The organism is Pseudomonas sp. B21-010 (assembly GCF_024749325.1).
Lineage (GTDB): Bacteria > Pseudomonadota > Gammaproteobacteria > Pseudomonadales > Pseudomonadaceae > Aquipseudomonas > Aquipseudomonas kilonensis.
Genome location: NZ_CP087198.1, coordinates 1,051,654 through 1,073,783 on the forward strand (window position 1 = coordinate 1,051,654; position 22,130 = coordinate 1,073,783).

The window sequence follows — 22,130 nt, forward strand, 5'->3', positions numbered from 1 at the left end:
TGGGAGCGAGCTTGCTCGCGATGGCGGTCTGATTGAGTACATATCCATTGCTGCGGTAACGGCCACTTAGGGTTCCGCCCTGACGGCGGCTCACTTTTGAGAAGCGCAAAAGTAAGCAAAACGCTATATGCCCCACCACTTGGCACCTCGCTTTGGCTCGGTGTGCCCTCACTCCGGCATTGCTCCGTGGGCCCGCCGCGAAGGGCCATCCATGGCCCAGCGCGGCTATCCCGGCATCCATGCCGGGATGCCCACTGCGCAATGCCTGCGTTCGGCCAGCGTGGTTAACGGGGCGCCCGAGATCAACGTCCACCGCGAGGCGGCCTAGTAGCCGACCTGGCTCCCCCGGTCGTACACCCATCAGATCTGTTTGAGCAGGACCTGTGGGAGCAAAGCTTGCTCGCGATGGCGGTGGTTCAGTCACATGCATGTTGAGCTTACTGGCCTCATCGCGAGCAAGCTCGCTCCCACAATTTGGGTTGGGGACAGCCGAAGAAACAGACCGGCTGTAAGGCCGCCTCGCGAGCAAGCTTTGCTCCCACAGGAGAAACGCGGTCTCACCAAGAGCCAGGTCGGCTATAAGGCCGCCTCGTGGTGGACGTTGATCTCGGGCGCCCCGTTAACCACGCTGGCCGAACGCAGGCATTGCGCAGTGGGCACCTCGGCATGGATGCCGAGGTAGCCGCGCTGGGCCATGGATGGCCCTTCGCGGCGGCCCACGGAGCAATGCCGGAGTGAGGGCACACCGAGCCTAAGCGAGGTGCCGAGTGGTGGGGCAAGAGCGTTTTGCTTACTTTTGCGCTTTTCAAAAGTGAGCCGCCGTCAGGGCGGAACCCTAAGTGGCCGTTACCAAAAAAACGGATATACACACAACGCTGAAAAGGGCCGCTGCGCAGCCCAGCGGGAGCAAGCTCCCTCGCCACGGGGGTTGCAGCGCCAGGAGGTGTGATGAATCATTCATTTGTGTCGGAAGGATCACCGGCCCCGAAAGGAAACATCCCACAGCTTTTTAGGGTTGCCGCTCGGAAGTGGGCTCTCTAACCTTTTTCCTGTCGCTGCAAAACAGCGGCCGGGAGTGGGAACCCGAAATTAATAGGTCGTAAGCCTCACGACCATAACGGCAAGTGATGGCTCCAATTTCATCAGGAGCATGCACATGAACGAAGGAAAGACTGAACCGAACTTCAACAGAACAAATCCATTGGCGGATTTCGACTCCATCGAAGACCTTCTAAAAGACCGCGCCGCCGCCGAGCGCGCCCTCAATTATTACCTCAACCCAAAACCTCCAGAATCAAGCACCGACCCGCGCATCGACAGCCTGTTCTCCGTCACCGCCAAAGCCGACGCCGACACGCTACTGACCAGCACCTCCGAAACCCTGGCCTCGATAAAAGCCATGGCCGAAGACCTGGCCTTTGAAGTGGAGGGCACGCGGCGCAGCGTGGCGCTGGGGATTCATCAGTTGGTTGAGTTGTGCCAGTTGCTGGTGGACAAGGCGTTGGATCAGCTTGAAGCGCCGGCGAGCCCAGCACCTTGAGAGCCTCTGTACAGGCATACACCTGACAGATCTGACAGTAGCGACGCTGCGCGCCTGGAGGTAGGTTGGATCCAGGCGCGCTCCACTTCTGTAGCGATGCCGTCATTACTTAATTCATTGGAAGAGGTGTAATCATGGCCGCTAAAGAAATTCGCATATCTATCGAAGACCTGGATCGTGACAGTAGCCCTGAGGTTCTATTCGAGTTCTACAGCGGTAAGGAGCTTGATTTTTCAACCTCTGTGTCCTCCTCGTTGAAAAATGGTCGCTACGACAAGGTGGACGTAAAAGGAGATGCCGACGGAGATGGCGATTTTGATGCGCAGGATGATGAATTGTTCATCCAGCTCGCTAAAGCGGCCGTTGCCTTGCTGAAATAAGAATGTGATGTAAGGACCGTGTCGCCAGGCTAAGGGGGCCTTCCATAACAGGCGGATCAATTGCCATGAGTGCAATTGACCCGCCCCCTCGAATGGTTACTGCATCAACACCTCAACCATCCCATCCGCCGTCATCGTCACCTTGCTGGTGCCCGCTTCCACTTCAGGCGTAACCGACTCGGCATCCATCGACGCCGCTTTCATCATCATCTGCGGGCGCATGTACGGTTGTGGATAACCGTTGGTGTTGAAGTTCAGGTTGACGATTTTGTAACCCTTGCCACCCAGGGCGTCGGTGGCCAGTTGGGCGCGGGCCTTGAAAGCGTTAACGGCGTCCTTGAGCAAGGCGTCTTCGCTGCTCTGGCGGGTGGCGGTGGCGATGGCGAAGTCCATGCCGCCCATTTTCAGGTCGCCCAGCAGTTCGCCAGTGAGTTTGGACAGGGCGGCGAAGTCGGCGCTTTCCAGGCGCAGTTCGGCGCGTTCGCGCCAGCCGGTGATTTTCCCGCCTTTGTTGTCGTAGATCGGGTAGCTGTTGCGGCTGCCTTGGCGCAGGTTGATGTCCTTGACCTCTTTGGCCTGGCCGATGGCTTTGTTCAGGGTGGTGCTGACGGCAGCGGCGAGTTTGGCCGGGTCGGTGTTCTGTTCTTCGGTGTAGAGGGTGACGATCATCAGGTCGCGGGCCACTTCCTGGCTGGCTTCGGCGCGCAGGGAAATCTGGTTGTAGTGCAGCTCATCGGCGGCCAGGGCCGGCAGGCTGGCGACGGTGCCGAGGCTGAGGGCGAGCAGGGCGGCGGGGCGACTGAACGTGTGCATGAAAGCTCCTTGGGATGATGTGCAGGGGTGAGGTCCGGGCCTGCGTGAACGTTAAGACTCTAGCTTTTATGGGTGGGTTCGCACAGTTACAACTTCTATACAGATTGCAGGTCAGTGGCGCTTTTGTGGCGAGGGAGCAAGCTCCCTCGCCACAGGGGGTATAGGTAGCATCCGGGGCTGTGGCGCTTTGCCGCATATCTGCCGCTGCAAGCCGCGCCTTGGTTATACTCCGTGCGATTCGCCTGGAGCGCTCATCAGGAGAGCTCATGCTCGCCCCTTTGCAAATGACATCCGCCTCTCGCCAGAACCTCTGGCGCCTGACATTCATCCGCATTCTGGTCCTGGCGGCCCAGGCCGGCTCGGTGGGGCTCGCCTATTGGTTCGACCTGCTGCCGCTGCCCTGGCTGCAACTGGCGATCACCCTGGTCTGTTCCAGCGTGCTCTGCGCGCTGACGGCGATTCGCCTGCGCACCTCGTGGCCGGTGACCGAGTTGGAATACGCCGTGCAACTGGCCTGTGACCTGTTTATCCACAGCGCGCTGCTGTATTTCTCCGGCGGTTCCACCAACCCCTTCGTCTCCTATTACCTGGTGCCGCTGACTATCGCCGCAGTGACGTTGCCATGGCGTTTTTCGCTGATCCTTTCCGGTATCGCCCTGGCGCTGTACACCTTGCTGCTGGCGCGGTTCTACCCGCTGGAAACCTTCCCCATCGCCCGGGAAAACCTGCAGATCTACGGCATGTGGTTGAGTTTCGCCCTGGCTGCGGCAGTCATTACATTTTTTGCTGCGCGCATGGCCGAGGAGCTGCGCCGCCAGGAAGAACTGCGCGCCATCCGCCGTGAAGAGGGCCTGCGCGACGAGCAATTGCTGGCCGTGGCGACCCAGGCCGCCGGCGCCGCCCATGAATTGGGTACACCGCTGGCGACCATGAGCGTGCTGCTCAAGGAGATGCGCCAGGATCACCATGACCCAGCGTTGCAGGACGATCTCAGCGTGTTGCAGGACCAGGTCAAGCTCTGCAAGGAAACCCTGCAATACCTGGTGCGTGCCGCCGAGGCCAACCGCCGGCTGGATATCGACATGCAGGCGGTCACCTTCTGGCTCGACGACGCCCTGAACCGCTGGCACCTGATGCGTCCGGAGGCCAGTTATCGCTTCCAATGCCTGGGCAAGGGCGTGGTACCGCGCATGGCACCGCCGCCAGACCTGACCCAGGCGCTGCTGAACCTGCTCAACAATGCCGCCGACGCTTGCCCCGAAGGGCTGGAAGTGGCGTTGGACTGGAATGCCTATGAGCTGACCATCAGTATTCGCGACCACGGCGCCGGTGTGCCGTTGGCGATTGCCGAGCAGATCGGCAAGCCGTTCTATACCACCAAGGGCAAAGGTTTCGGCCTGGGCCTGTTTTTGAGCAAAGCCAGCGTGACACGCGCCGGCGGCTCGGTGAAACTCTACCCCCATGAGGAAGGCGGCACGCTCACCGAGCTGCGCCTGCCCCATGCCGACCGAGGAGACGAACATGAGTGACGAGATCCAAGTCGACGGCGAAGAACTGCCGCACCTGTTGCTGGTAGATGACGACGCCACCTTCACCCGCGTCATGGCCCGGGCCATGTCCCGCCGTGGTTTTCGCGTCAGCACCGCAGGTTCTGCCGAAGAAGGCCTGACCATCGCCCAGGCCGACCTGCCGGACTACGCCGCCCTGGACCTGAAAATGGACGGCGATTCGGGCCTGGTGCTGCTGCCCAAGCTGCTGGAGCTGGACCCGGAGATGCGCGTGGTGATCCTCACCGGTTATTCGAGCATCGCCACCGCGGTCGAGGCCATCAAGCGCGGTGCCTGCAATTACCTGTGCAAACCGGCGGACGCCGATGATGTACTGGCGGCGCTGTTGTCCGAGCACGCCGACCTCGACACCCTGGTGCCGGAAAACCCCATGTCGGTGGATCGCCTGCAATGGGAGCACATCCAGCGGGTGCTGACCGAGCATGAAGGCAATATCTCCGCCACGGCCCGCGCCTTGGGCATGCACCGGCGGACTTTGCAGCGCAAATTGCAAAAGCGTCCCGTGCGTCGCTGAACCTGCGCTGAACAGGTGTTGTCCACCCTCGCGACACATCGGGCCGTTGCTTTATGATCGGCCCGAGTTCTTTTCCCTATTGAGCCTTAACCATGAATCAGAACGCTGAATATTCCGCGGTCAATGACGCGGTGCGCGGGCAGTTTTTCCGCCGTGTCTGGCAAATGACCACGCCGTACTGGCGCAGTGAGGAGAAGGGCAAGGCCTGGACGCTGTTGATCGCCGTCATCGCACTCTCGCTGTTCAGCGTGGCGATCTCGGTGTGGATCAACAGTTGGTACAAGGATTTCTACAACGCCCTGCAAGAGAAGGACAGCGCGGCGTTCTGGCAGTTGATCCTGTATTTCTGCGGCATCGCGGCGGTGGCGATCCTGGGCGCGGTATACCGCTTGTACCTCACGCAGATGCTCACCATCCGCTGGCGGGCCTGGCTCACCGAGCAGCATTTCGCCCGCTGGCTCGGCGACAAGAATTACTACCGGCTGGAGCAGGGCGGCTACACCGATAACCCCGACCAGCGGATTTCCGAAGACCTCAACAGTTTCACCACCAACACCCTGAGCCTGGGCTTGGGATTGCTGCGCACCGTGGTCAGCCTGGTGTCGTTCTCGATCATTTTGTGGGGCGTGTCGGGCAGCATCGAGGTGCTCGGCTACACCATCCCGGGCTACATGTTCTGGTGCGCGCTGGTGTATGCGGCGGTGGGCAGTTGGCTGACGCACCTGATCGGCCGACGCCTGATCGGTCTGAACAATAACCAGCAACGCTTCGAAGCCGACCTGCGTTTCTCCATGGTCCGGGTACGTGAAAACGCCGAAAGCATTGCGCTGTACAACGGCGAGCCGAATGAGAACCGTCGCCTGAGCGGGCGTTTCGGCCTGGTCTGGCATAACTTCTGGGACATCATGCGGGTGTCCAAGCGCTTGACGTTCTTCACCTCCGGCTATGGCCAGATCGCGATCATCTTCCCGTTCATCGTCGCCGCGCCGCGCTACTTTGCCGGCAAGATCCAGCTGGGCGAGCTCATGCAGATCAACTCGGCGTTCGGCAATGTGCAGGAGAACTTCAGCTGGTTCATCAGCGCCTACGCCGACCTCGCTGCGTGGCGCGCCACCTGCGATCGTCTGCTGAGTTTCCGCCAGGCCATGAGCGACAACGAAGACCGCGTGCCGGCCATCGACGTGCAAAACCAGGGCGATGCGTTGAAGGTTCATCACTTGGGGCTGGACCTGGCCGACGGTCGCCATCTGCTCGATAACGCCGACATGACCGTGGAACCGGGCGAGCGGGTGATGCTCAGTGGCCGTTCTGGCAGTGGTAAATCGACCCTGCTGCGGGCGATGGGGCATTTGTGGCCGGCGGGGCACGGGACGATCCGGCTTCCTGCCGCGCGTTACCTGTTCCTGCCGCAGAAGCCATATCTGCCGATTGGCAGCCTGCGTGAAGTATTGAGTTATCCACAGGCTGGCGATATCTATCCCAACGAACGTTATGCACAGGTGCTGGAAACCTGCCGCCTGCCGCACCTGATTGCGCGGCTGGATGAAAGCAACCACTGGCAGCGCATGCTCTCGCCCGGCGAGCAACAACGCCTGGCCTTTGCCCGGGCATTGCTTTATGCGCCGCAATGGTTGTACATGGACGAAGCCACGTCGGCGATGGATGAAGAAGACGAAGCAACGCTGTACCAGGCGCTGATCGACCAGTTGCCGGGCCTGAGCATCGTCAGCGTCGGCCACCGAAGCAGTTTGAAACGTTTCCATCCGCGACATGTGCGTATCGAAAATGGCCAACTGGTGGAGCGCACCGTAACCGCATAAACACCACAAAACCTGTGGGAGCGAGCTTGCTCGCGATAGCGGTGTATCAGTTGATATTGATGTGGCTGACCCACCGCCATCGCGAGCAAGCTCGCTCCCACAAGGTTTTGGGGTGAACCGGATACCGCTCCAATGTGGGAGCGAGCTTGCTCGCGATGAAGCCGACTCGGTTTCAGCGCCAGACTCGCCACTTCACCCACGGTGATCGTACAACCACGTTGCGCTATGATGTTGCCATTCAGCCGTTTACCGAGACACAGCCCCATGGAAAACCCGATCGAAGTACCACGCTTTCCCCGCAAGCGCCGCAGCCTGGCGCAGGAGCTGGTGACGGTGTTGACCGAGCAGATTCGCGACGGCCTGCTCAAGCGTGGCGATAAATTGCCCACCGAGTCGGCGATCATGGAAGCCCATGGCGTCAGCCGTACCGTGGTGCGCGAGGCGATTTCCCGCTTGCAGGCGGCCGGCCAGGTGGAAACCCGCCATGGCATCGGCACTTTCGTGCTGGACACGCCGAGCCCGAGCGGTTTTCGCATCGACCCGGCCACCGTGGTCACCTTGCGTGACGTGCTGGCGATCCTGGAATTGCGCATCAGCCTGGAAGTGGAATCCGCCGGGCTGGCGGCGCAGCGCCGTAGCGACGAGCAACTGGCCGCCATGCGCGCCGCCCTCGACGCCTTGAACGAAAGCGCCGCCCACGCCAGCGATGCGGTGGCCTCGGACTTCGCCTTCCACCTGGAAATCGCCCTGTCCACCGGCAACCGCTACTTCACCGACATCATGACCCACCTGGGCACCAGCATCATTCCGCGTACCCGGGTAAACTCGGCGCGCCTGGCCCACGATGACCAGCAGCGCTACATGAACCGCCTGAGCCGTGAGCACGAGGAGATCTACGACGCCATCGCCCGCCAGGACTCCGAGGCGGCCCGCGCGGCCATGCGTTTGCACCTGACCAACAGCCGCGAGCGGCTGCGCCAGGCCCATGAAGAGGCGCAGGCGCAGGGCTGAAAGTCGCTCACTGTCCTGCTGGCAAAGATGCTGTCGTGGCAAGGATGCAGTTGTGGCGAGGGAGCTTGCTCCCGCTGGGCCTGTAGGAGCTGTCGAGCGAAGCGAGGCTGCGATCTTTCCCCAGACACCTGAGTCGCAAGCGAAAGATCAAAAGATCGCAGGCTTCGCCAGCTCCTACACAGTCGAGCGGGAGCAAGCTCCCTCGCCATAGGGAAGTGGTGACTGGCTTTGTATCTGTGTGCCCGTCTGACGAGTCGTAAGCGCGTAGTCCTACGCGTTGACCCGCAACATTTGCGGCTCGGATGTATCGGGATCCCAGCTCTCGTAGCTAACCTCGTAACGAAGCTCAACCAATTTGCCGAGGTAAGCGGTCAACTCGGCGCTGGTTACAGTCACTGTCACATCCTTGCGTGGCGTACCCTCTTCGCCCTCGGTCAGAGGTGTAAACGCGCCTGCCGGAGTTGGAGGCGTCGAGCCGAGGCCCAGAGTCAGTTGGGCGTTCGAGTACGGTGCGAAAGCTGCATCCGGAATCTTCACGGTTAACGTCGTTGTCCTTGACAGGCTGATCGTGACTTCACCAGTGGTTGGAAAATCCTTGAGCGTTGGCTTCGCAAACATCGTCATGATGTCACTCCCTGTGAGGCAGCCCTGATCGTCGCGTACGGGCGGCTCACTTAAAAGATTGTGAAAGGGGCTACGGCCGTGCCCAGCACAGCCATGCCAGGGTTATGCCCCCTTGCCGTGACGACGCCTACTGGCAGAGTTGACAGTGACGACGAGCGGTCCTGATGCTCGGGCGGCAGTTTTCATCCTTCTTCCAATCCCGCTCAAACCCCCGATTTACAAGGTTTCACGACAAACGTTCCGGTCCCGACACCCGACAAAAGACGAAATGCAGTTGACGTTCATATTTTAAGTTGTACGATGACCTACAACTTCACGTGAAGCTGAACCGTTTCCTACAACACATCATTTGCGTCCAGGGTGTTCGAATAATGAATCCACAAGAACTGAAGTCCATCCTCTCGTCTGGCCTGCTGTCGTTCCCGGTCACCGATTTCACTGCTCAAGGCGATTTCAATCGCGACAGCTACATCAAGCGCCTCGAGTGGCTGGCCCCGTATGGCGCCTCTGCTTTGTTCGCAGCGGGCGGCACCGGTGAATTCTTCTCCCTGGCCGCCAGCGAGTATTCCCAAGTCATCAAGACCGCCGTCGATACCTGCGCCACCAGCGTGCCAATCCTTGCCGGTGTTGGCGGTGCCACTCGCCAGGCCATCGAATACGCTCAAGAAGCCGAGCGCCTGGGTGCCAAGGGCCTGTTGCTGCTGCCGCATTACCTGACCGAAGCCAGCCAGGACGGTGTTGCCGCCCACGTTGAAGCCGTGTGCAAATCGGTGAAGATCGGCGTGGTGGTGTACAACCGCAACGTCTGCCGCCTGAACGCCACTTTGCTGGAGCAACTGGCCGAGCGCTGCCCGAACCTGATTGGCTACAAGGATGGCCTGGGCGATATCGAACTGATGGTGTCGATCCGTCGCCGCCTAGGCGATCGCTTCAGCTACCTGGGCGGCTTGCCGACCGCTGAAGTCTATGCCGCGGCCTACAAGGCCCTGGGCGTACCGGTCTACTCCTCGGCGGTGTTCAACTTCATCCCGAAAACCGCGATGGATTTCTACCACGCCATTGCCCGCGACGATCACGAGACCGTCGGCAAGATCATCGACGACTTCTTCCTGCCTTACCTGGACATCCGCAACCGCAAGGCCGGTTACGCGGTGAGCATCGTCAAGGCCGGCGCGAAGATCGTTGGCTATGACGCCGGCCCTGTGCGCACGCCGCTGACCGACCTGCTGCCAGAAGAATACGAAGCCCTGGCCGCGCTGATCGACAAGCAAGGCAAGCAGTAACAGACCCGATGAGGCCGCTGAGTAATCAGCGGCTTTTTGCGTAAGGCTTGTCGTTCCCACGCTCTGCGTGGGAATGCCGCCAGGGACGCTCTGCGTCCCCAGATCGCTTTTGTAGAAGGAGTAGCTCCGTGGCAGATTCAAAGCGTTTCGATAACTACATCAACGGTCAGTGGGTGGCCGGTGCCGACTATTGCACCAACATCAACCCATCTGACTTGTCCGATGTCATCGGTGAATACGCCAAGGCTGACGCAGCGCAGGTCAATGCCGCCATCGAAGCCGCCCGCGCCGCCTTCCCGGCCTGGTCGACCTCGGGCATCCAGGCCCGTCATGATGCGCTGGACAAAGTCGGCAGCGAGATCCTCGCCCGCCGCGAAGAACTCGGCCAACTGCTGGCCCGGGAAGAGGGCAAGACCCTGCCCGAAGCCATCGGCGAAGTGACCCGCGCTGGTAACATTTTCAAATTCTTCGCCGGTGAATGCCTGCGCCTGTCGGGCGATTACGTGCCGTCGGTGCGCCCGGGCGTCAACGTCGAAGTCACCCGCGAAGCCCTCGGTGTGGTCGGCCTGATCACCCCGTGGAACTTCCCGATTGCCATTCCCGCGTGGAAAATCGCCCCGGCCCTGGCCTACGGCAACTGCGTGGTGATCAAACCTGCCGAGTTGGTACCGGGCTGCGCCTGGGCCCTGGCCGAGATCATCTCCCGCGCCGGTTTCCCGGCCGGTGCATTCAACCTGGTGATGGGCAGCGGCCGTGTGGTCGGCGAAGTGCTGGTCAACAGCCCGAAAGTCGACGGCATCAGCTTTACCGGTTCGGTGGGCGTGGGGCGGCAGATCGCCGGCAACTGCGTGTCCCGCCAGGCCAAGGTGCAGTTGGAAATGGGCGGCAAGAACCCGCAGATCATCCTTGATGACGCGGACCTCAAGCAGGCCGTCGAACTGGCGGTGCAGAGCGCGTTCTACTCCACCGGCCAGCGTTGCACGGCCTCCAGTCGCCTGATCGTCACCGCCGGCATCCATGACAAGTTCGTCGAGGCCATGGCCGAGCGCATGCAGTCGATCAAGGTCGGCCATGCGTTGAAGGCCGGCACCGATATCGGTCCGGTGGTTTCCGAAGCCCAGCTCAGCCAGGACTTGAAGTACATCGACATCGGCCAGAGCGAAGGTGCTCGGTTGGTCAGTGGCGGTGGCCTGGTGACGTGCGACACGGAAGGTTACTTCCTGGCGCCGACCCTGTTCGCCGACAGCGAAGCCTCGATGCGCATCAGCCGCGAAGAGATCTTCGGCCCGGTGGCCAACGTCGTGCGCGTGGCCGACTACGAGGCGGCGCTGGCGATGGCCAACGACACCGAGTTCGGTCTGTCCGCCGGTATCGCCACCACCTCGTTGAAGTATGCCAACCACTTCAAGCGCCATTCCCAGGCGGGCATGGTGATGGTCAACCTGCCGACCGCCGGCGTGGATTACCACGTGCCGTTCGGCGGGCGCAAAGGCTCGTCCTATGGTTCGCGTGAGCAAGGTCGCTACGCGCAAGAGTTCTACACCGTGGTGAAGACCTCTTACATCGGCTCCTGATACACCGCAATACCTGTAGGAGCTGTAGGAGCTGTCGAGTGCAACGAGGCTGCGATCTTTCCCCTGACAATTGAGTCGTGAGCGAAAGATCAAAAGATCGCAGCCTCGTTTGCACTCGACAGCTCCTACAAGCGCCTACAGGGCTTAACACAACATTTACCCGCATAAAAATAAATAGTGGGAGTACCTCTACATGCAAGCGACCAAGCCGACTCACGTCCGCTATTTGATCCTGCTCATGCTGTTCCTGGTGACGACGATCAACTATGCCGACCGTGCCACCATCGCCATCGCAGGCTCCAGCCTGCAAAAAGACCTCGGCATCGATGCCGTCACCCTCGGTTATATCTTCTCCGCTTTCGGTTGGGCCTATGTGGCCGGGCAGATTCCTGGCGGCTGGCTGCTCGACCGTTTCGGCTCGAAAAAAATCTATGCCTTGAGCATTTTCACCTGGTCGCTGTTCACCGTGCTGCAAGGCTATGTGGGTGAATTCGGCATGTCCACGGCCGTGGTTGCGCTGTTCATGTTGCGCTTCCTGGTGGGGTTGGCCGAAGCGCCGTCCTTCCCGGGCAATGCACGGATCGTCGCCGCCTGGTTCCCGACCGCAGAACGTGGCACCGCCTCGGCGATCTTCAACTCGGCGCAGTATTTTGCCACCGTGTTGTTTGCACCGCTGATGGGCTGGATCGTCTACCGTTTCGGCTGGCAGCACGTGTTCATCGTGATGGGCGTGATTGGCATCGTGTTCTCGCTGATCTGGCTGAAAGTGATCCACAGCCCGCGCCAGCATCCGATGATCAACGAGGCCGAGTTCAATCACATCGCCGCCAACGGCGCGATGGTCGACATGGACCAGGACAAGGGCAAGGAAAAGAAAGCCGACGGTCCGAAGTGGGATTACATCCGTCAACTGCTGACCAACCGCATGATGCTCGGCGTGTACCTGGGCCAGTACTGCATCAACGGCATCACCTACTTCTTCCTGACCTGGTTCCCGGTGTACCTGGTGCAGGAACGCGGCATGACCATCCTCAAGGCCGGTTTCATCGCGTCCTTGCCGGCGATCTGCGGTTTCATCGGCGGCGTCCTTGGCGGGGTGATTTCCGATTACCTGCTGCGCAAGGGCCACTCGCTGACCTTCGCCCGCAAGGCGCCGATCATCGCCGGCCTGCTGGTGTCCAGCAGCATCGTGGCGTGCAACTACGTCGACATCGAATGGATGGTGGTGGGCTTCATGGCCCTGGCCTTCTTCGGTAAAGGCGTCGGCGCACTGGGCTGGGCCGTGGTTTCCGACACCTCGCCAAAACAGATCGCCGGCCTGAGCGGTGGCCTGTTCAACACCTTCGGCAACCTGGCATCGATCACCACGCCAATCGTCATTGGCTACATCATCAGCGCCACCGGTTCGTTCAAGTGGGCGCTGGTGTTTGTCGGTTGCAACGCGCTGGTGGCGGTGTTCAGCTACCTGGTCATCGTCGGGCCGATCAAGCGTGTGGTGCTCAAGGAACCAACGGCCAAGGATGCCGACATCTCCAGCCTGTCTGAAGCTAAATCCTGAAGGAGCGGCGTCAATGCAACTGATTGAACATGCCGATTCGCCGCGTTACATCCGCTTGCATGAGCGGGACAACGTAGTGATCGTCGTCAATGACCAGGGCGTACCGGCCGGGACCGAGTTCCCGGACGGCCTGGTCACCGTGGATTTCGTGCCGCAGAGCCACAAGGTCACCCTGGTGGACATTCCCGAGGGAGGCGAGGTGATTCGCTATGGCCAGGTCATCGGCTATGCGCTGCAACCGATCCCCCGTGGCAGCTGGGTCAAGGAAGACCAGTTGCGCATGCCGACCGCGCCGCCGCTGGACAGCCTGCCGCTGTCCACTGATGTGCCGGTGGCCGATGCACCGCTGGAGGGCTACACCTTCGAGGGTTATCGCAACGCCGACGGTACCGTCGGCACGCGCAATATCCTGGGCATCACCACCACGGTGCAGTGCGTGACCGGGGTGCTGGACCACGCGGTCAAGCGCATCAAGGATGAGCTGCTGCCCAAGTACCCGAACGTCGATGACGTGGTGGCGCTGACCCACAGCTATGGCTGTGGCGTGGCGATCACTGCCACCGATGCGTACATCCCGATTCGTACCGTGCGCAACCTGGCGCGCAACCCGAACCTGGGGGGCGAGGCATTGGTGATCAGCCTGGGCTGCGAGAAATTGCAGGCCGGGCAGGTGATGCATGAGAACGACAGCTCGGTGGACCTCAGCGAGCCTTGGTTGTATCGCTTGCAGGATTCCAGTCACGGTTTCACCGAAATGATCGAGCAGATCATGGAACTGGCCGAGACCCGCCTGAAGAAACTCGACCAGCGCCGTCGCGAAACCGTACCGGCTTCGGAGCTGATCCTGGGCATGCAGTGTGGCGGCAGCGATGCGTTCTCCGGCATCACCGCCAACCCGGCGCTGGGCTACGCCTCGGATCTGCTGCTGCGTGCCGGGGCGACGGTGATGTTCTCCGAAGTCACCGAAGTGCGCGATGCGATCTACCTGCTGACCTCTCGGGCACAAACCCAGGAGGTCGCCCAGGAACTGGTGCGCGAAATGGACTGGTACGACCGCTACCTGGCCAAGGGCGAAGCCGATCGCAGTGCCAACACCACGCCTGGCAACAAGAAGGGCGGGCTGTCGAACATCGTCGAAAAGTCCCTGGGCTCGATCGTCAAGTCCGGCAGTAGCGCGATCAATGGCGTGCTGGGTCCGGGCGAGCGCTTCAAGCAAAAGGGCCTGATCTTCTGCGCCACGCCGGCCAGTGATTTTGTCTGCGGTACGCTGCAACTGGCGGCGGGGATGAACCTGCACGTGTTCACCACCGGCCGCGGCACGCCGTACGGCTTGGCGATGGCTCCGGTGGTGAAGGTCTCGACCCGCACCGAACTGGCCCAACGCTGGCCGGACCTGATCGACATCGACGCCGGCCGGATCGCCACCGGACGGGCGACCATCGAAGAGTTGGGTTGGGAGCTGTTCCACTACTACCTGGACGTGGCCAGTGGCAAGAAACAGACCTGGGCCGAGCGGCACAAGCTGTACAACGACATCACGTTGTTCAACCCGGCGCCGATTACCTGATCCTGGCCTTGGGGGGTAGCGATTGATCGTTCCCACGCTCCGCGTGGAAATGCCTCAACGGACGCTCCGCGCTCGATTCTTGGAACGCGGAGCGTCCCTGGCTGCATTCCCACGCAGAGCGTGGGAACGATCAGTGGGAAAGTGGCTTATCATTAGCCACCTAACGACACCGCTCTCAAGGTCCCCGGCATGCTGGCAATTTTCCTCGAAACCCTGAACATCACCGCGCCGGTGTTTGCCATGCTGTTTTTGGGGGTGTTGCTCAAGCGCATCAACTGGATCAACGACAACTTCATCCATATCGCCTCATCCCTGGTGTTCAACGTCACCATGCCTGCGCTGTTGTTCCTCGGCATCCTCCATGCCGACCTGCACGCGGCGCTGCAGCCCGACCTGCTGATCTATTTCTCCATCGCTACCCTGGCAAGTTTCGCCATGGCCTGGGGCTGGGCGATCTGGCGCTGCCCGCGCGAAGATCGCGGCATCTATACCCAAGGTGCGTTTCGTGGCAACAACGGGGTCATCGGCCTGGCGCTGGCGGCGAGCATGTATGGCGATTATGGGATTTCCCTGGGGGCGATTCTCGCGGCGCTGGTGATCCTGTTCTACAACACCTTGTCGACCATCGTGCTGGCGGTCTACAGCCCGGTGATCAAGTCTGACCCGTGGAGCATCTGCAAGAGTGTGATCAGCAACCCGCTGATCATCAGCGTGATTGTCGCCGCGCCGTTCGCCTATTGGCACATCGGCCTGCCGAACTGGTTCGAGACCTCGGCCAAGTACCTGTCGCAAATGACCTTGCCCCTGGCGTTGATCTGCATTGGCGGCACGCTGTCGCTGGTGGCCTTGCGCAAGAGCGGCAAGATGGCCCTGAGTTCGAGCCTGGTGAAGATGGTCGGGCTGCCGCTGCTGGCTACCCTCGGTGCGTGGCTGTGGGGCTTTCGCGGGGCGGAGTTGGGGATCCTGTTCCTGTACTTCGGCAGCCCCACCGCCGCCGCCAGTTACGTCATGGCCCGGGCGGCCGATGGCAACCATGAACTGGCGGCGGCGATCATCGTCATCACCACGCTGATGGCGGCGATTACGACCAACCTGGGGATCTTTGTGTTGCAGTGGGGTGGGTGGATCTAGCCCTGGGTTTGCGCTGTTCTTGAGGTCCAAATCGCGAGCAAGCTCGCTCCCACAGTGGCTTGTGGGTGTATTGCAATCACCTGTGGGAGCGAGCTTGCTCGCGATAGCGATCTAACAGTCACTCAGGTTTCTGATAGCTATCGATCACTTCCTGCGCCGCCCGAAACGCATCGATCGCAGCCGGCACGCCCGCGTACACCGCGCAATGCAGCAATGCCTCGCGAATCTCTTCCACCGTGCAGCCATTATTCAGCGCGCCGCGCACATGGCCTTTGAGTTCCTGCGGGCACTTGAGGGCGGTGAGGGCGGCCAGGGTGATCAGGCTGCGGGTCTTCAGCGGCAGGCCTTCGCGGCTCCAGACGCTGCCCCAGGCATGTTCGTTGACGAAGTCCTGCAATGGCTGGGTGAACTCGGTGGCGTTGCCCAGGGCGCGGTCGACGAATGCGTCGCCCATGACCTGGCGACGCATGTCCAGGCCGGTCTTTGGAGTGTCGGTCATGGCAAATCCCTCTTGTGGTGTTGGCGGCGCCAGGCGCGCAGGGAGGTGAACAGCAAGAACGTGAGCAGGGCCGGCAGTACATAAAACAGCATCAGCCGTTCCAGTTGGCCGGCCAGGGGCATGCCGGTGGTGAAGGACATCACGTGCAGCCCATAGGCCAGGTACAACCCCAGCAATAGCAAGCCCTCGGCGCGGGTGACACGATAACCGGAATAGAACACCGGCAGGCACAGCACCGCCACGCCGAGCATCACCGGCAGGTCGAAATCCAGGGCGTTCGGTGAGACCGACAGTGGCGTGGGGGCGGCGAGGGCGGTTATCCCCAATACCCCGAGCAGGTTGAACAGGTTGCTGCCGATGACGTTACCCACCGCAATGTCCCGTTGGCCGCGCAGGGCGGCGATCAACGAGGTGGCGAGTTCCGGCAGCGAGGTGCTGACGGCGACGATGGTCAGGCCGATGATGCGCTCCGAAAGCCCCAGGTCCATCGCCACTTTCACCGCCGCGCCCAGCAGCAGGTGCCCGGCGAAAATCAGCATTGCCAAGCCCAGCACGATCATCGCCAGGCTCTTGGGCCACGACCCCCGGACCACCTCGATACCCACCGTGTGCGGCCGTCCCGAGTGCCGCGACTGGCGCAGCAACAGGCCCAGGTACACCGCCAGGCCCACCAGCAGCCATACACCGTCCAACCGGGTCAGCTCTTCATTCCAGGCCAGCACGAACACCAGCAGGCTGGCACCGATCATCAACGGAATGTCCAGGCGCACCAGTTGGCGCGAGACGCGCAACGGAATGATCAGCGCCGACAGCCCAAGGGTGACGAGGATGTTGAAGATGCTGCTGCCGATCACGCTGCCCACGGCGATATCGGCGTTTTGCGCCAGGGTCGCCTGCAGGCTGACGGCCATTTGTGGGGCGCTGCTGCCGAACGCGACGACGCTCAGGCCGATGATCAGTGGTCGTACCTGCAAGCGTGCCGCCAGGCCCACGGCGGCGCGCACCAGCAGTTCGGCGCCGCCGATCAGCAACAGCAGGGCGCCGAACAATTCGATCAGGCTGAGCAACGGTAGGGCGGTGAGTAGGGAAATGGCCGGGCTCCGTCTATCAATCGTCGAGGGCTTGCACGCGCACCCGTGCGGTGCCGCTGCGCAACATGCCCAGTTGCTCGGCGGCTTCGCGGGACACGTCGATCAAGCGGCCTCGGGAGTATGGGCCACGGTCGTTGATGCGCACCACCACGCTGTCATTGTTGCTCAGGTTGGTGACTTTCACCCGGGTGCCAAACGGCAACTGGCGATGGGCGGCGGTCAGGCTGTGCTGGTCGAAACGCTCGCCGCTGGCGGTGCGCTTGCCGTGGTGCCTGGCACCGTAATAAGAGGCGACGCCGGTCTGGTCGTAGCCGTGTGGATCGACCGTCCCGCTCTGGCTGGCGCAACCGGCCAGCAGGGACAGCAGGGCGCAGGCGCCGAGGAGACGCTTCATGTAGGGTTTTCCAACTACAGATAGGGGAGCTGGCCAGTGGGAGTAATGCCTGTGGGAGCAAAGCTTGCTCGCGATGAACGATAACGCGGTCCACTGATGGATCGAGGTGTCTTCATCGCGAGCAAGCTTTGCTCCCACAGGCTCGCTCCCACAGGGGGTTGAGCCAGATTCAAAGACTGGCTCCATGGCAATCAGCCCTCGAGCTTGCTTTTGAGCAGTTCGTTGACCTGTTGCGGGTTGGCCTTGCCCTTGGAGGCTTTCATGGCCTGGCCGACGAAGAAGCCGAACATCTTGCCGCGCTTGGCTTCGTCTGCCGCACGGTACTGTTCGACTTGCTCGGCGTTGGCCGCGAGCATTTCATCGAGCACGGCGGAAATGGCGCCGGTGTCGGTGACCTGCTTCAAGCCGCGCTTCTCGATGATCTCGTCGGCGCTGCCTTCACCATTGGCCATGGCTTCGAACACCATCTTGGCGATCTTGCCGGAAATGGTGTTGTCCTTGATCCGCACCAGCATGCCGCCCAGTTGTTCGGCCGAGACCGGCGACTGGTCGATTTCCAGGCCCTGTTTGTTCAACAGGCTGCCCAGCTCGACCATCACCCAGTTGGCCGCCAGCTTGGCGTCGCCGCCGATGCTCACGACTTTCTCGAAGTAATCGGCCTGCTCGCGGCTGGTGGCCAGGACGTTGGCGTCATAGCTCGACAGCCCGAATTGCGCCTGGAAGCGCTCGCGTTTTTGCGGCGGCAGTTCCGGCAGGGTGGCGCGCACCTCGTCGAGGAACGAGTTCTCGATGACCACCGGCAGCAGGTCTGGATCGGGGAAGTAACGGTAGTCGTTGGCTTCTTCCTTGCTGCGCATCGGACGAGTCTCGTCCTTGTTCGGGTCGTACAGGCGGGTCTGCTGGATGACCTTGCCGCCGTCCTCGATCAGTTCGATCTGGCGCTGGATCTCGCTGTTGATCGCCTTCTCGATGAAGCGGAACGAGTTGACGTTCTTGATCTCGCAGCGGGTGCCGAATTCGACCTGGCCCTTGGGCCGGATCGACACGTTGCAGTCGCAGCGCAGCGAGCCTTCGGCCATGTTGCCGTCGCAGATGCCCAGGTAGCGCACCAGCGCATGGACCGCCTTGACGTAGGCCACGGCTTCCTTGGCGCTGCGCATGTCCGGCTCGGAAACGATTTCCAGCAGCGGCGTGCCGGCGCGGTTCAGGTCGATACCGGTGGCGCCGTTGAATTCTTCGTGCAGGCTCTTGCCGGCGTCTTCTTCCAGGTGCGCCCGGGTAATACCGACGCGCTTGACCGTGCCGTCTTCCAAGGCGATGTCCAGGTGGCCCTTGCCAACGATCGGCAATTCCATCTGGCTGATCTGGTAGCCCTTGGGCAGGTCCGGGTAGAAGTAGTTCTTGCGGGCGAACACGTTGTGCTGGCCGATCTCGGCGTCAATCGCCAGGCCGAACATCACCGCCATGCGCACCGCTTCGGCGTTGAGCACCGGCAGCACGCCGGGCATGCCCAGGTCCACCAGGCTGGCCTGGGTGTTGGGCTCGGAACCGAAAGTGGTGGAGCTACCGGAAAAGATTTTCGACCGGGTGGTGAGCTGGGTATGAATCTCCAGCCCGATCACGACTTCCCATTGCATGTGTTTCTCCTCAGAAGCCGGTTGGGGTGCGGGTGTGCCAGTCAGTGTGTAACTGATACTGGTGGGCAACGTTCAACAGGCGGCCTTCCTGGAAATACGGCGCGAGCAACTGCACGCCCACCGGCAGGCCATCGACGAAACCGGCCGGCATGGACAGGCCCGGCAAGCCGGCGAGGTTGGCGGTGATGGTGTAGACGTCTTCCAGGTACTCGGCGACCGGGTCACTGTTCTTGGCACCGAGTTTCCAGGCCGGGTTTGGCGTGGTTGGGCCGAGGATGATGTCGACCTCATTGAAGGCGGCCATGAAGTCGTTCTTCACCAAGCGACGGATTTTCTGCGCCTTGAGGTAGTAGGCGTCGTAGTAGCCGGCGGACAGCGCGTAGGCGCCGACCATGATCCGGCGCTGCACTTCGGCACCGAAGCCTTCGCCACGGGAGCGCTTGTACAGGTCGATCAGGTTTTCCGGGTTCTCGCAGCGATAGCCGAAGCGCACGCCGTCGAAACGCGACAGGTTCGAGGACGCTTCCGCCGGGGCGATCACGTAGTACGCGGGAATCGCGTGCTGCATGTTCGGCAGGCTGATTTCCTTGATGACTGCGCCGAGCTTCTCCAGCTCCTTGACGCTGTTGTGGACCAGTTCGGCGATGCGTGGGTCGAGGCCGGCGCTGAAGTACTCCTTCGGCACGCCGATGCGCAGGCCCTGCAGCGAGCCGTTGAGGCTGGCGCTGTAGTCCGGCACTGGTTCATCGATGCTGGTGGAGTCGTTCGGGTCGAAGCCGGCCATGCCTTGCAGCAGGATCGCGCAATCTTCGGCGGTGCGGGCCAGCGGGCCACCCTGGTCGAGGCTGGAGGCGTAGGCGATCATGCCCCAGCGCGAGACGCGACCGTAGGTCGGCTTCAGGCCAGTGAGGTTGGTGAACGCCGCCGGTTGGCGAATCGAACCGCCGGTGTCGGTGGCGGTGGCGGCCGGCAACAGGCGCGCAGCCACGGCGGCAGCGGAACCACCGGACGAGCCGCCCGGTACGTGTTCCAGGTTCCACGGGTTTTTCACCGCGCCGTAGTAGCTCGACTCGTTGGCCGAGCCCATGGCGAATTCGTCCATGTTGGTCTTGCCCAGGGTCACGGTGCCGGCGGCGGCCAGCTTGGCGACCACGGTGGCATCGTACGGGGCCTTGAAGTTGTCGAGCATCTTCGAGCCGCAGCTGGTGCGGATGCCCTGGGTGCAGAACAGGTCCTTGTGGGCAATCGGCGCACCGAGCAGGGCGCCGGTTTCACCATTGGCGCGCCGGGCGTCGGCGGCCTTGGCCTGGCTCAGGGCCAGCTCCTGGGTGAGGCTGATGAAGCTGTTGAGCTGCGGGTCGAGCTGGGCGATGCGCGCCAGCAGGACCTGGGTCAGCTCTTCGGAAGAAAACTTTTTATCGGCGAGTCCGCGGGCGATCTCGGCCAGGGTCATGTGATGCATGAGAGGCTCTTTCCCTTTAGTCGATGACTTTCGGAACCAGGTACAGGCCGTTTTCGACCGCTGGTGCGATGGACTGGTAGGCCTCGCGGTGATTGGACTCGGTCACGACGTCGGCGCGCAGGCGCTGGCTGGCTTCGAGTGGGTGTGCCAGTGGTTCGATACCGTCGGTATTGACCGCCTGCATCTCGTCGACCAGCCCCAGAATGCTGTTCAGGGCAGAAGTGATGTGTGGAAGATCGGCTTCATTGAGGCCCAGACAGGCCAGATGAGCGATTTTTTCCACGTCGGAGCGTTCAAGCGCCATGGGATTCTCCAGTGGAAAACAAAACGGACGTAACCTGTCCGTGTGTTAGATTGTCGGAACACTACCGCATTTCTACGGTCTTACGGCCGCGATTTCGGGGTTTGGTGCACAGAAAAGCGGCCAATTTAACATATTGGCGCCTTGCCCAAAATCCCTGTCGTTGTTAGAGTTTGCCGCACTTTTTTACCCACGCGTTGCCTAGGGTCCCTTTCCCATGTTCAAGAAACTGCGTGGCATGTTTTCCAGCGATCTTTCCATTGACCTGGGCACTGCCAACACCCTTATTTACGTGCGCGAGCGCGGTATCGTCCTGAATGAACCCTCGGTCGTGGCCATCCGCACCCACGGTAACCAGAAAAGTGTCGTGGCTGTCGGTACGGAAGCCAAGCGCATGCTGGGCCGTACACCGGGCAACATCGCGGCCATTCGCCCCATGAAGGACGGCGTGATCGCCGACTTCAGCGTCTGCGAAAAGATGCTGCAGTACTTCATCAACAAGGTTCACGAAAACAGCTTCCTGCAGCCCAGCCCTCGTGTGCTGATCTGCGTTCCATGCAAGTCCACCCAGGTAGAGCGACGCGCTATCCGTGAATCGGCCCTCGGCGCCGGTGCCCGCGAAGTGTTCCTGATCGAAGAGCCAATGGCTGCTGCCATCGGTGCCGGCCTGCCGGTGGAAGAAGCCCGCGGCTCGATGGTCGTCGACATCGGTGGTGGTACCACTGAAATCGCGCTGATCTCCCTCAACGGTGTGGTCTACGCCGAATCCGTACGTGTGGGCGGCGACCGTTTCGACGAAGCGATCATCACTTATGTGCGTCGCAACTACGGCAGCCTGATCGGCGAATCCACCGCCGAGCGCATCAAGCAGGAAATCGGCACGGCCTACCCGGGCGGTGAAGTGCGTGAAGTCGACGTGCGCGGTCGCAACCTGGCCGAAGGCGTTCCACGGGCCTTTACCCTCAACTCCAACGAAGTGCTCGAAGCGCTGCAAGAATCGTTGGCGACCATCGTCCAGGCCGTCAAGAGCGCCCTGGAGCAGTCGCCACCGGAGCTGGCGTCGGACATTGCCGAGCGCGGCCTGGTGCTGACCGGTGGTGGTGCGCTGCTGCGTGACCTCGACAAGCTGCTGGCCCAGGAAACCGGGCTGCCGGTGATCGTTGCCGAAGACCCGTTGACCTGTGTTGCCCGCGGCGGTGGCCGTGCATTGGAAATGATGGACAAGCACACCATGGACCTGCTCTCCAGCGAATAAGTTGGCTGGATCGTCTATGTTGTTCGCTCCCGGGCAGCACTTTGCAGTGCTGCCCGTTGGCGTTTATCTTCTGTCATTCGTATCCAGGCCGGTTTGATGCCGTATGAA

At 61.5% G+C, this 22,130-nt stretch carries 22 protein-coding genes; 13 read left to right on the plus strand and 9 right to left on the minus strand.

The genetic code is table 11. The features are described 5' to 3' along the window. The first annotated feature begins 127 nt into the window (after nucleotides 1-127). Complete coding sequence (locus LOY50_RS04405; RefSeq protein WP_258691295.1) at nucleotides 128-328, plus strand: nucleoid-structuring protein H-NS; 201 nt, start codon at nucleotides 128-130, stop codon at nucleotides 326-328. A gap of 248 nt (nucleotides 329-576) precedes the next feature. Here LOY50_RS04405 and LOY50_RS04410 read toward each other — a convergent pair whose 3' ends face one another. Then, entirely contained in the window at nucleotides 577-720 is a 144-nt protein-coding gene (locus LOY50_RS04410; RefSeq protein ID WP_253478692.1) for a hypothetical protein, read from the minus strand. 436 nt (nucleotides 721-1,156) lie between these two features. On the opposite strand from LOY50_RS04410, the gene LOY50_RS04415 reads away from it, so the two are divergent. Further along, the gene (locus LOY50_RS04415; protein ID WP_258690373.1) at nucleotides 1,157-1,540 is read left to right on the plus strand and encodes a DUF6124 family protein; all 384 of its coding nucleotides are present in this window, start codon (nucleotides 1,157-1,159) and stop codon (nucleotides 1,538-1,540) included. A 134-nt stretch (nucleotides 1,541-1,674) separates the two neighbouring features. After that, nucleotides 1,675-1,920 (plus strand): hypothetical protein, encoded by a 246-nt coding sequence (locus tag LOY50_RS04420; protein ID WP_024618924.1) that lies wholly within the window; start codon nucleotides 1,675-1,677, stop codon nucleotides 1,918-1,920. A 96-nt stretch (nucleotides 1,921-2,016) separates the two neighbouring features. Here LOY50_RS04420 and LOY50_RS04425 read toward each other — a convergent pair whose 3' ends face one another. Continuing rightward, nucleotides 2,017-2,733, minus strand: a complete 717-nt coding sequence (locus LOY50_RS04425; RefSeq protein WP_253471609.1) for an SIMPL domain-containing protein — start codon at nucleotides 2,731-2,733, stop codon at nucleotides 2,017-2,019. A 266-nt stretch (nucleotides 2,734-2,999) separates the two neighbouring features. On the opposite strand from LOY50_RS04425, the gene LOY50_RS04430 reads away from it, so the two are divergent. The 4 genes from LOY50_RS04430 to LOY50_RS04445 all read left to right on the plus strand — a co-directional run bounded on the left by LOY50_RS04430 (nucleotide 3,000) and on the right by LOY50_RS04445 (nucleotide 7,646). After that, a complete protein-coding gene (locus tag LOY50_RS04430; protein ID WP_123342788.1) occupies nucleotides 3,000-4,262 on the plus strand; it encodes an ATP-binding protein in 1,263 nt (420 codons plus the stop codon). Beyond that, a complete protein-coding gene (locus LOY50_RS04435) occupies nucleotides 4,255-4,815 on the plus strand; it encodes a response regulator transcription factor (RefSeq protein ID WP_003177957.1) in 561 nt (186 codons plus the stop codon). Before LOY50_RS04430 ends, LOY50_RS04435 begins: the two co-directional genes overlap by 8 nt. A 92-nt stretch (nucleotides 4,816-4,907) precedes the next feature. Continuing rightward, nucleotides 4,908-6,635 carry an ABC transporter ATP-binding protein/permease gene (locus tag LOY50_RS04440; RefSeq protein ID WP_214511239.1) on the plus strand — a complete coding sequence of 576 codons (1,728 nt, stop codon included), beginning with the start codon at nucleotides 4,908-4,910 and terminating at the stop codon, nucleotides 6,633-6,635. Nucleotides 6,636-6,899: 264 nt separating this feature from the next. Continuing rightward, complete coding sequence (locus LOY50_RS04445) at nucleotides 6,900-7,646, plus strand: FadR/GntR family transcriptional regulator (protein ID WP_003197797.1); 747 nt, start codon at nucleotides 6,900-6,902, stop codon at nucleotides 7,644-7,646. Nucleotides 7,647-7,916: 270 nt separating this feature from the next. Here LOY50_RS04445 and LOY50_RS04450 read toward each other — a convergent pair whose 3' ends face one another. Then, nucleotides 7,917-8,270 (minus strand): hypothetical protein, encoded by a 354-nt coding sequence (locus LOY50_RS04450; protein ID WP_253471613.1) that lies wholly within the window; start codon nucleotides 8,268-8,270, stop codon nucleotides 7,917-7,919. A 371-nt stretch (nucleotides 8,271-8,641) separates the two neighbouring features. Between LOY50_RS04450 and kdgD the strand changes: the two genes are divergently transcribed. The 5 genes from kdgD (at nucleotide 8,642) to LOY50_RS04475 (ending at nucleotide 15,383) form a co-directional block, all read left to right on the plus strand. After that, nucleotides 8,642-9,553: a 5-dehydro-4-deoxyglucarate dehydratase gene (kdgD, locus tag LOY50_RS04455; protein WP_003177964.1), complete on the plus strand. Its 912-nt coding sequence runs from the start codon at nucleotides 8,642-8,644 to the stop codon at nucleotides 9,551-9,553. Between the two features lie 128 nt (nucleotides 9,554-9,681). Beyond that, nucleotides 9,682-11,127, plus strand: a complete 1,446-nt coding sequence (locus LOY50_RS04460) for an aldehyde dehydrogenase family protein (protein ID WP_253471616.1) — start codon at nucleotides 9,682-9,684, stop codon at nucleotides 11,125-11,127. Between the two features lie 193 nt (nucleotides 11,128-11,320). Next, a complete protein-coding gene (locus tag LOY50_RS04465) occupies nucleotides 11,321-12,685 on the plus strand; it encodes an MFS transporter (protein ID WP_003177968.1) in 1,365 nt (454 codons plus the stop codon). Between the two features lie 13 nt (nucleotides 12,686-12,698). After that, complete coding sequence (garD, locus tag LOY50_RS04470) at nucleotides 12,699-14,252, plus strand: galactarate dehydratase (protein WP_018601854.1); 1,554 nt, start codon at nucleotides 12,699-12,701, stop codon at nucleotides 14,250-14,252. A 189-nt stretch (nucleotides 14,253-14,441) separates the two neighbouring features. Continuing rightward, nucleotides 14,442-15,383 carry an AEC family transporter gene (locus LOY50_RS04475; protein ID WP_253471618.1) on the plus strand — a complete coding sequence of 314 codons (942 nt, stop codon included), beginning with the start codon at nucleotides 14,442-14,444 and terminating at the stop codon, nucleotides 15,381-15,383. A 118-nt stretch (nucleotides 15,384-15,501) separates the two neighbouring features. On the opposite strand, the gene LOY50_RS04480 is transcribed toward LOY50_RS04475, so the two are convergent. The 6 genes from LOY50_RS04480 to gatC form a co-directional block, all read right to left on the minus strand. Continuing rightward, complete coding sequence (locus LOY50_RS04480) at nucleotides 15,502-15,882, minus strand: carboxymuconolactone decarboxylase family protein (protein ID WP_003177973.1); 381 nt, start codon at nucleotides 15,880-15,882, stop codon at nucleotides 15,502-15,504. Further along, the gene (locus LOY50_RS04485) at nucleotides 15,879-16,940 is read right to left on the minus strand and encodes a calcium/sodium antiporter (protein ID WP_258691206.1); all 1,062 of its coding nucleotides are present in this window, start codon (nucleotides 16,938-16,940) and stop codon (nucleotides 15,879-15,881) included. Before LOY50_RS04485 ends, LOY50_RS04480 begins: the two co-directional genes overlap by 4 nt. 49 nt (nucleotides 16,941-16,989) lie before the next feature. Then, nucleotides 16,990-17,367, minus strand: a complete 378-nt coding sequence (locus tag LOY50_RS04490) for a septal ring lytic transglycosylase RlpA family protein (protein WP_214511243.1) — start codon at nucleotides 17,365-17,367, stop codon at nucleotides 16,990-16,992. A 191-nt stretch (nucleotides 17,368-17,558) separates the two neighbouring features. Next, complete coding sequence (gatB, locus tag LOY50_RS04495; protein WP_253471620.1) at nucleotides 17,559-19,004, minus strand: Asp-tRNA(Asn)/Glu-tRNA(Gln) amidotransferase subunit GatB; 1,446 nt, start codon at nucleotides 19,002-19,004, stop codon at nucleotides 17,559-17,561. Between the two features lie 10 nt (nucleotides 19,005-19,014). Next, nucleotides 19,015-20,466: an Asp-tRNA(Asn)/Glu-tRNA(Gln) amidotransferase subunit GatA gene (gene gatA, locus LOY50_RS04500; protein WP_106273656.1), complete on the minus strand. Its 1,452-nt coding sequence runs from the start codon at nucleotides 20,464-20,466 to the stop codon at nucleotides 19,015-19,017. 16 nt (nucleotides 20,467-20,482) lie between these two features. Further along, nucleotides 20,483-20,770 (minus strand): Asp-tRNA(Asn)/Glu-tRNA(Gln) amidotransferase subunit GatC, encoded by a 288-nt coding sequence (gene gatC, locus LOY50_RS04505; protein ID WP_003197816.1) that lies wholly within the window; start codon nucleotides 20,768-20,770, stop codon nucleotides 20,483-20,485. A gap of 214 nt (nucleotides 20,771-20,984) precedes the next feature. Here gatC and mreB point away from each other — a divergent pair, with 214 nt between their 5' ends. Then, nucleotides 20,985-22,022 carry a rod shape-determining protein MreB gene (mreB, locus tag LOY50_RS04510; RefSeq protein WP_002555108.1) on the plus strand — a complete coding sequence of 346 codons (1,038 nt, stop codon included), beginning with the start codon at nucleotides 20,985-20,987 and terminating at the stop codon, nucleotides 22,020-22,022. Nucleotides 22,023-22,130: the final 108 nt, after the last annotated feature.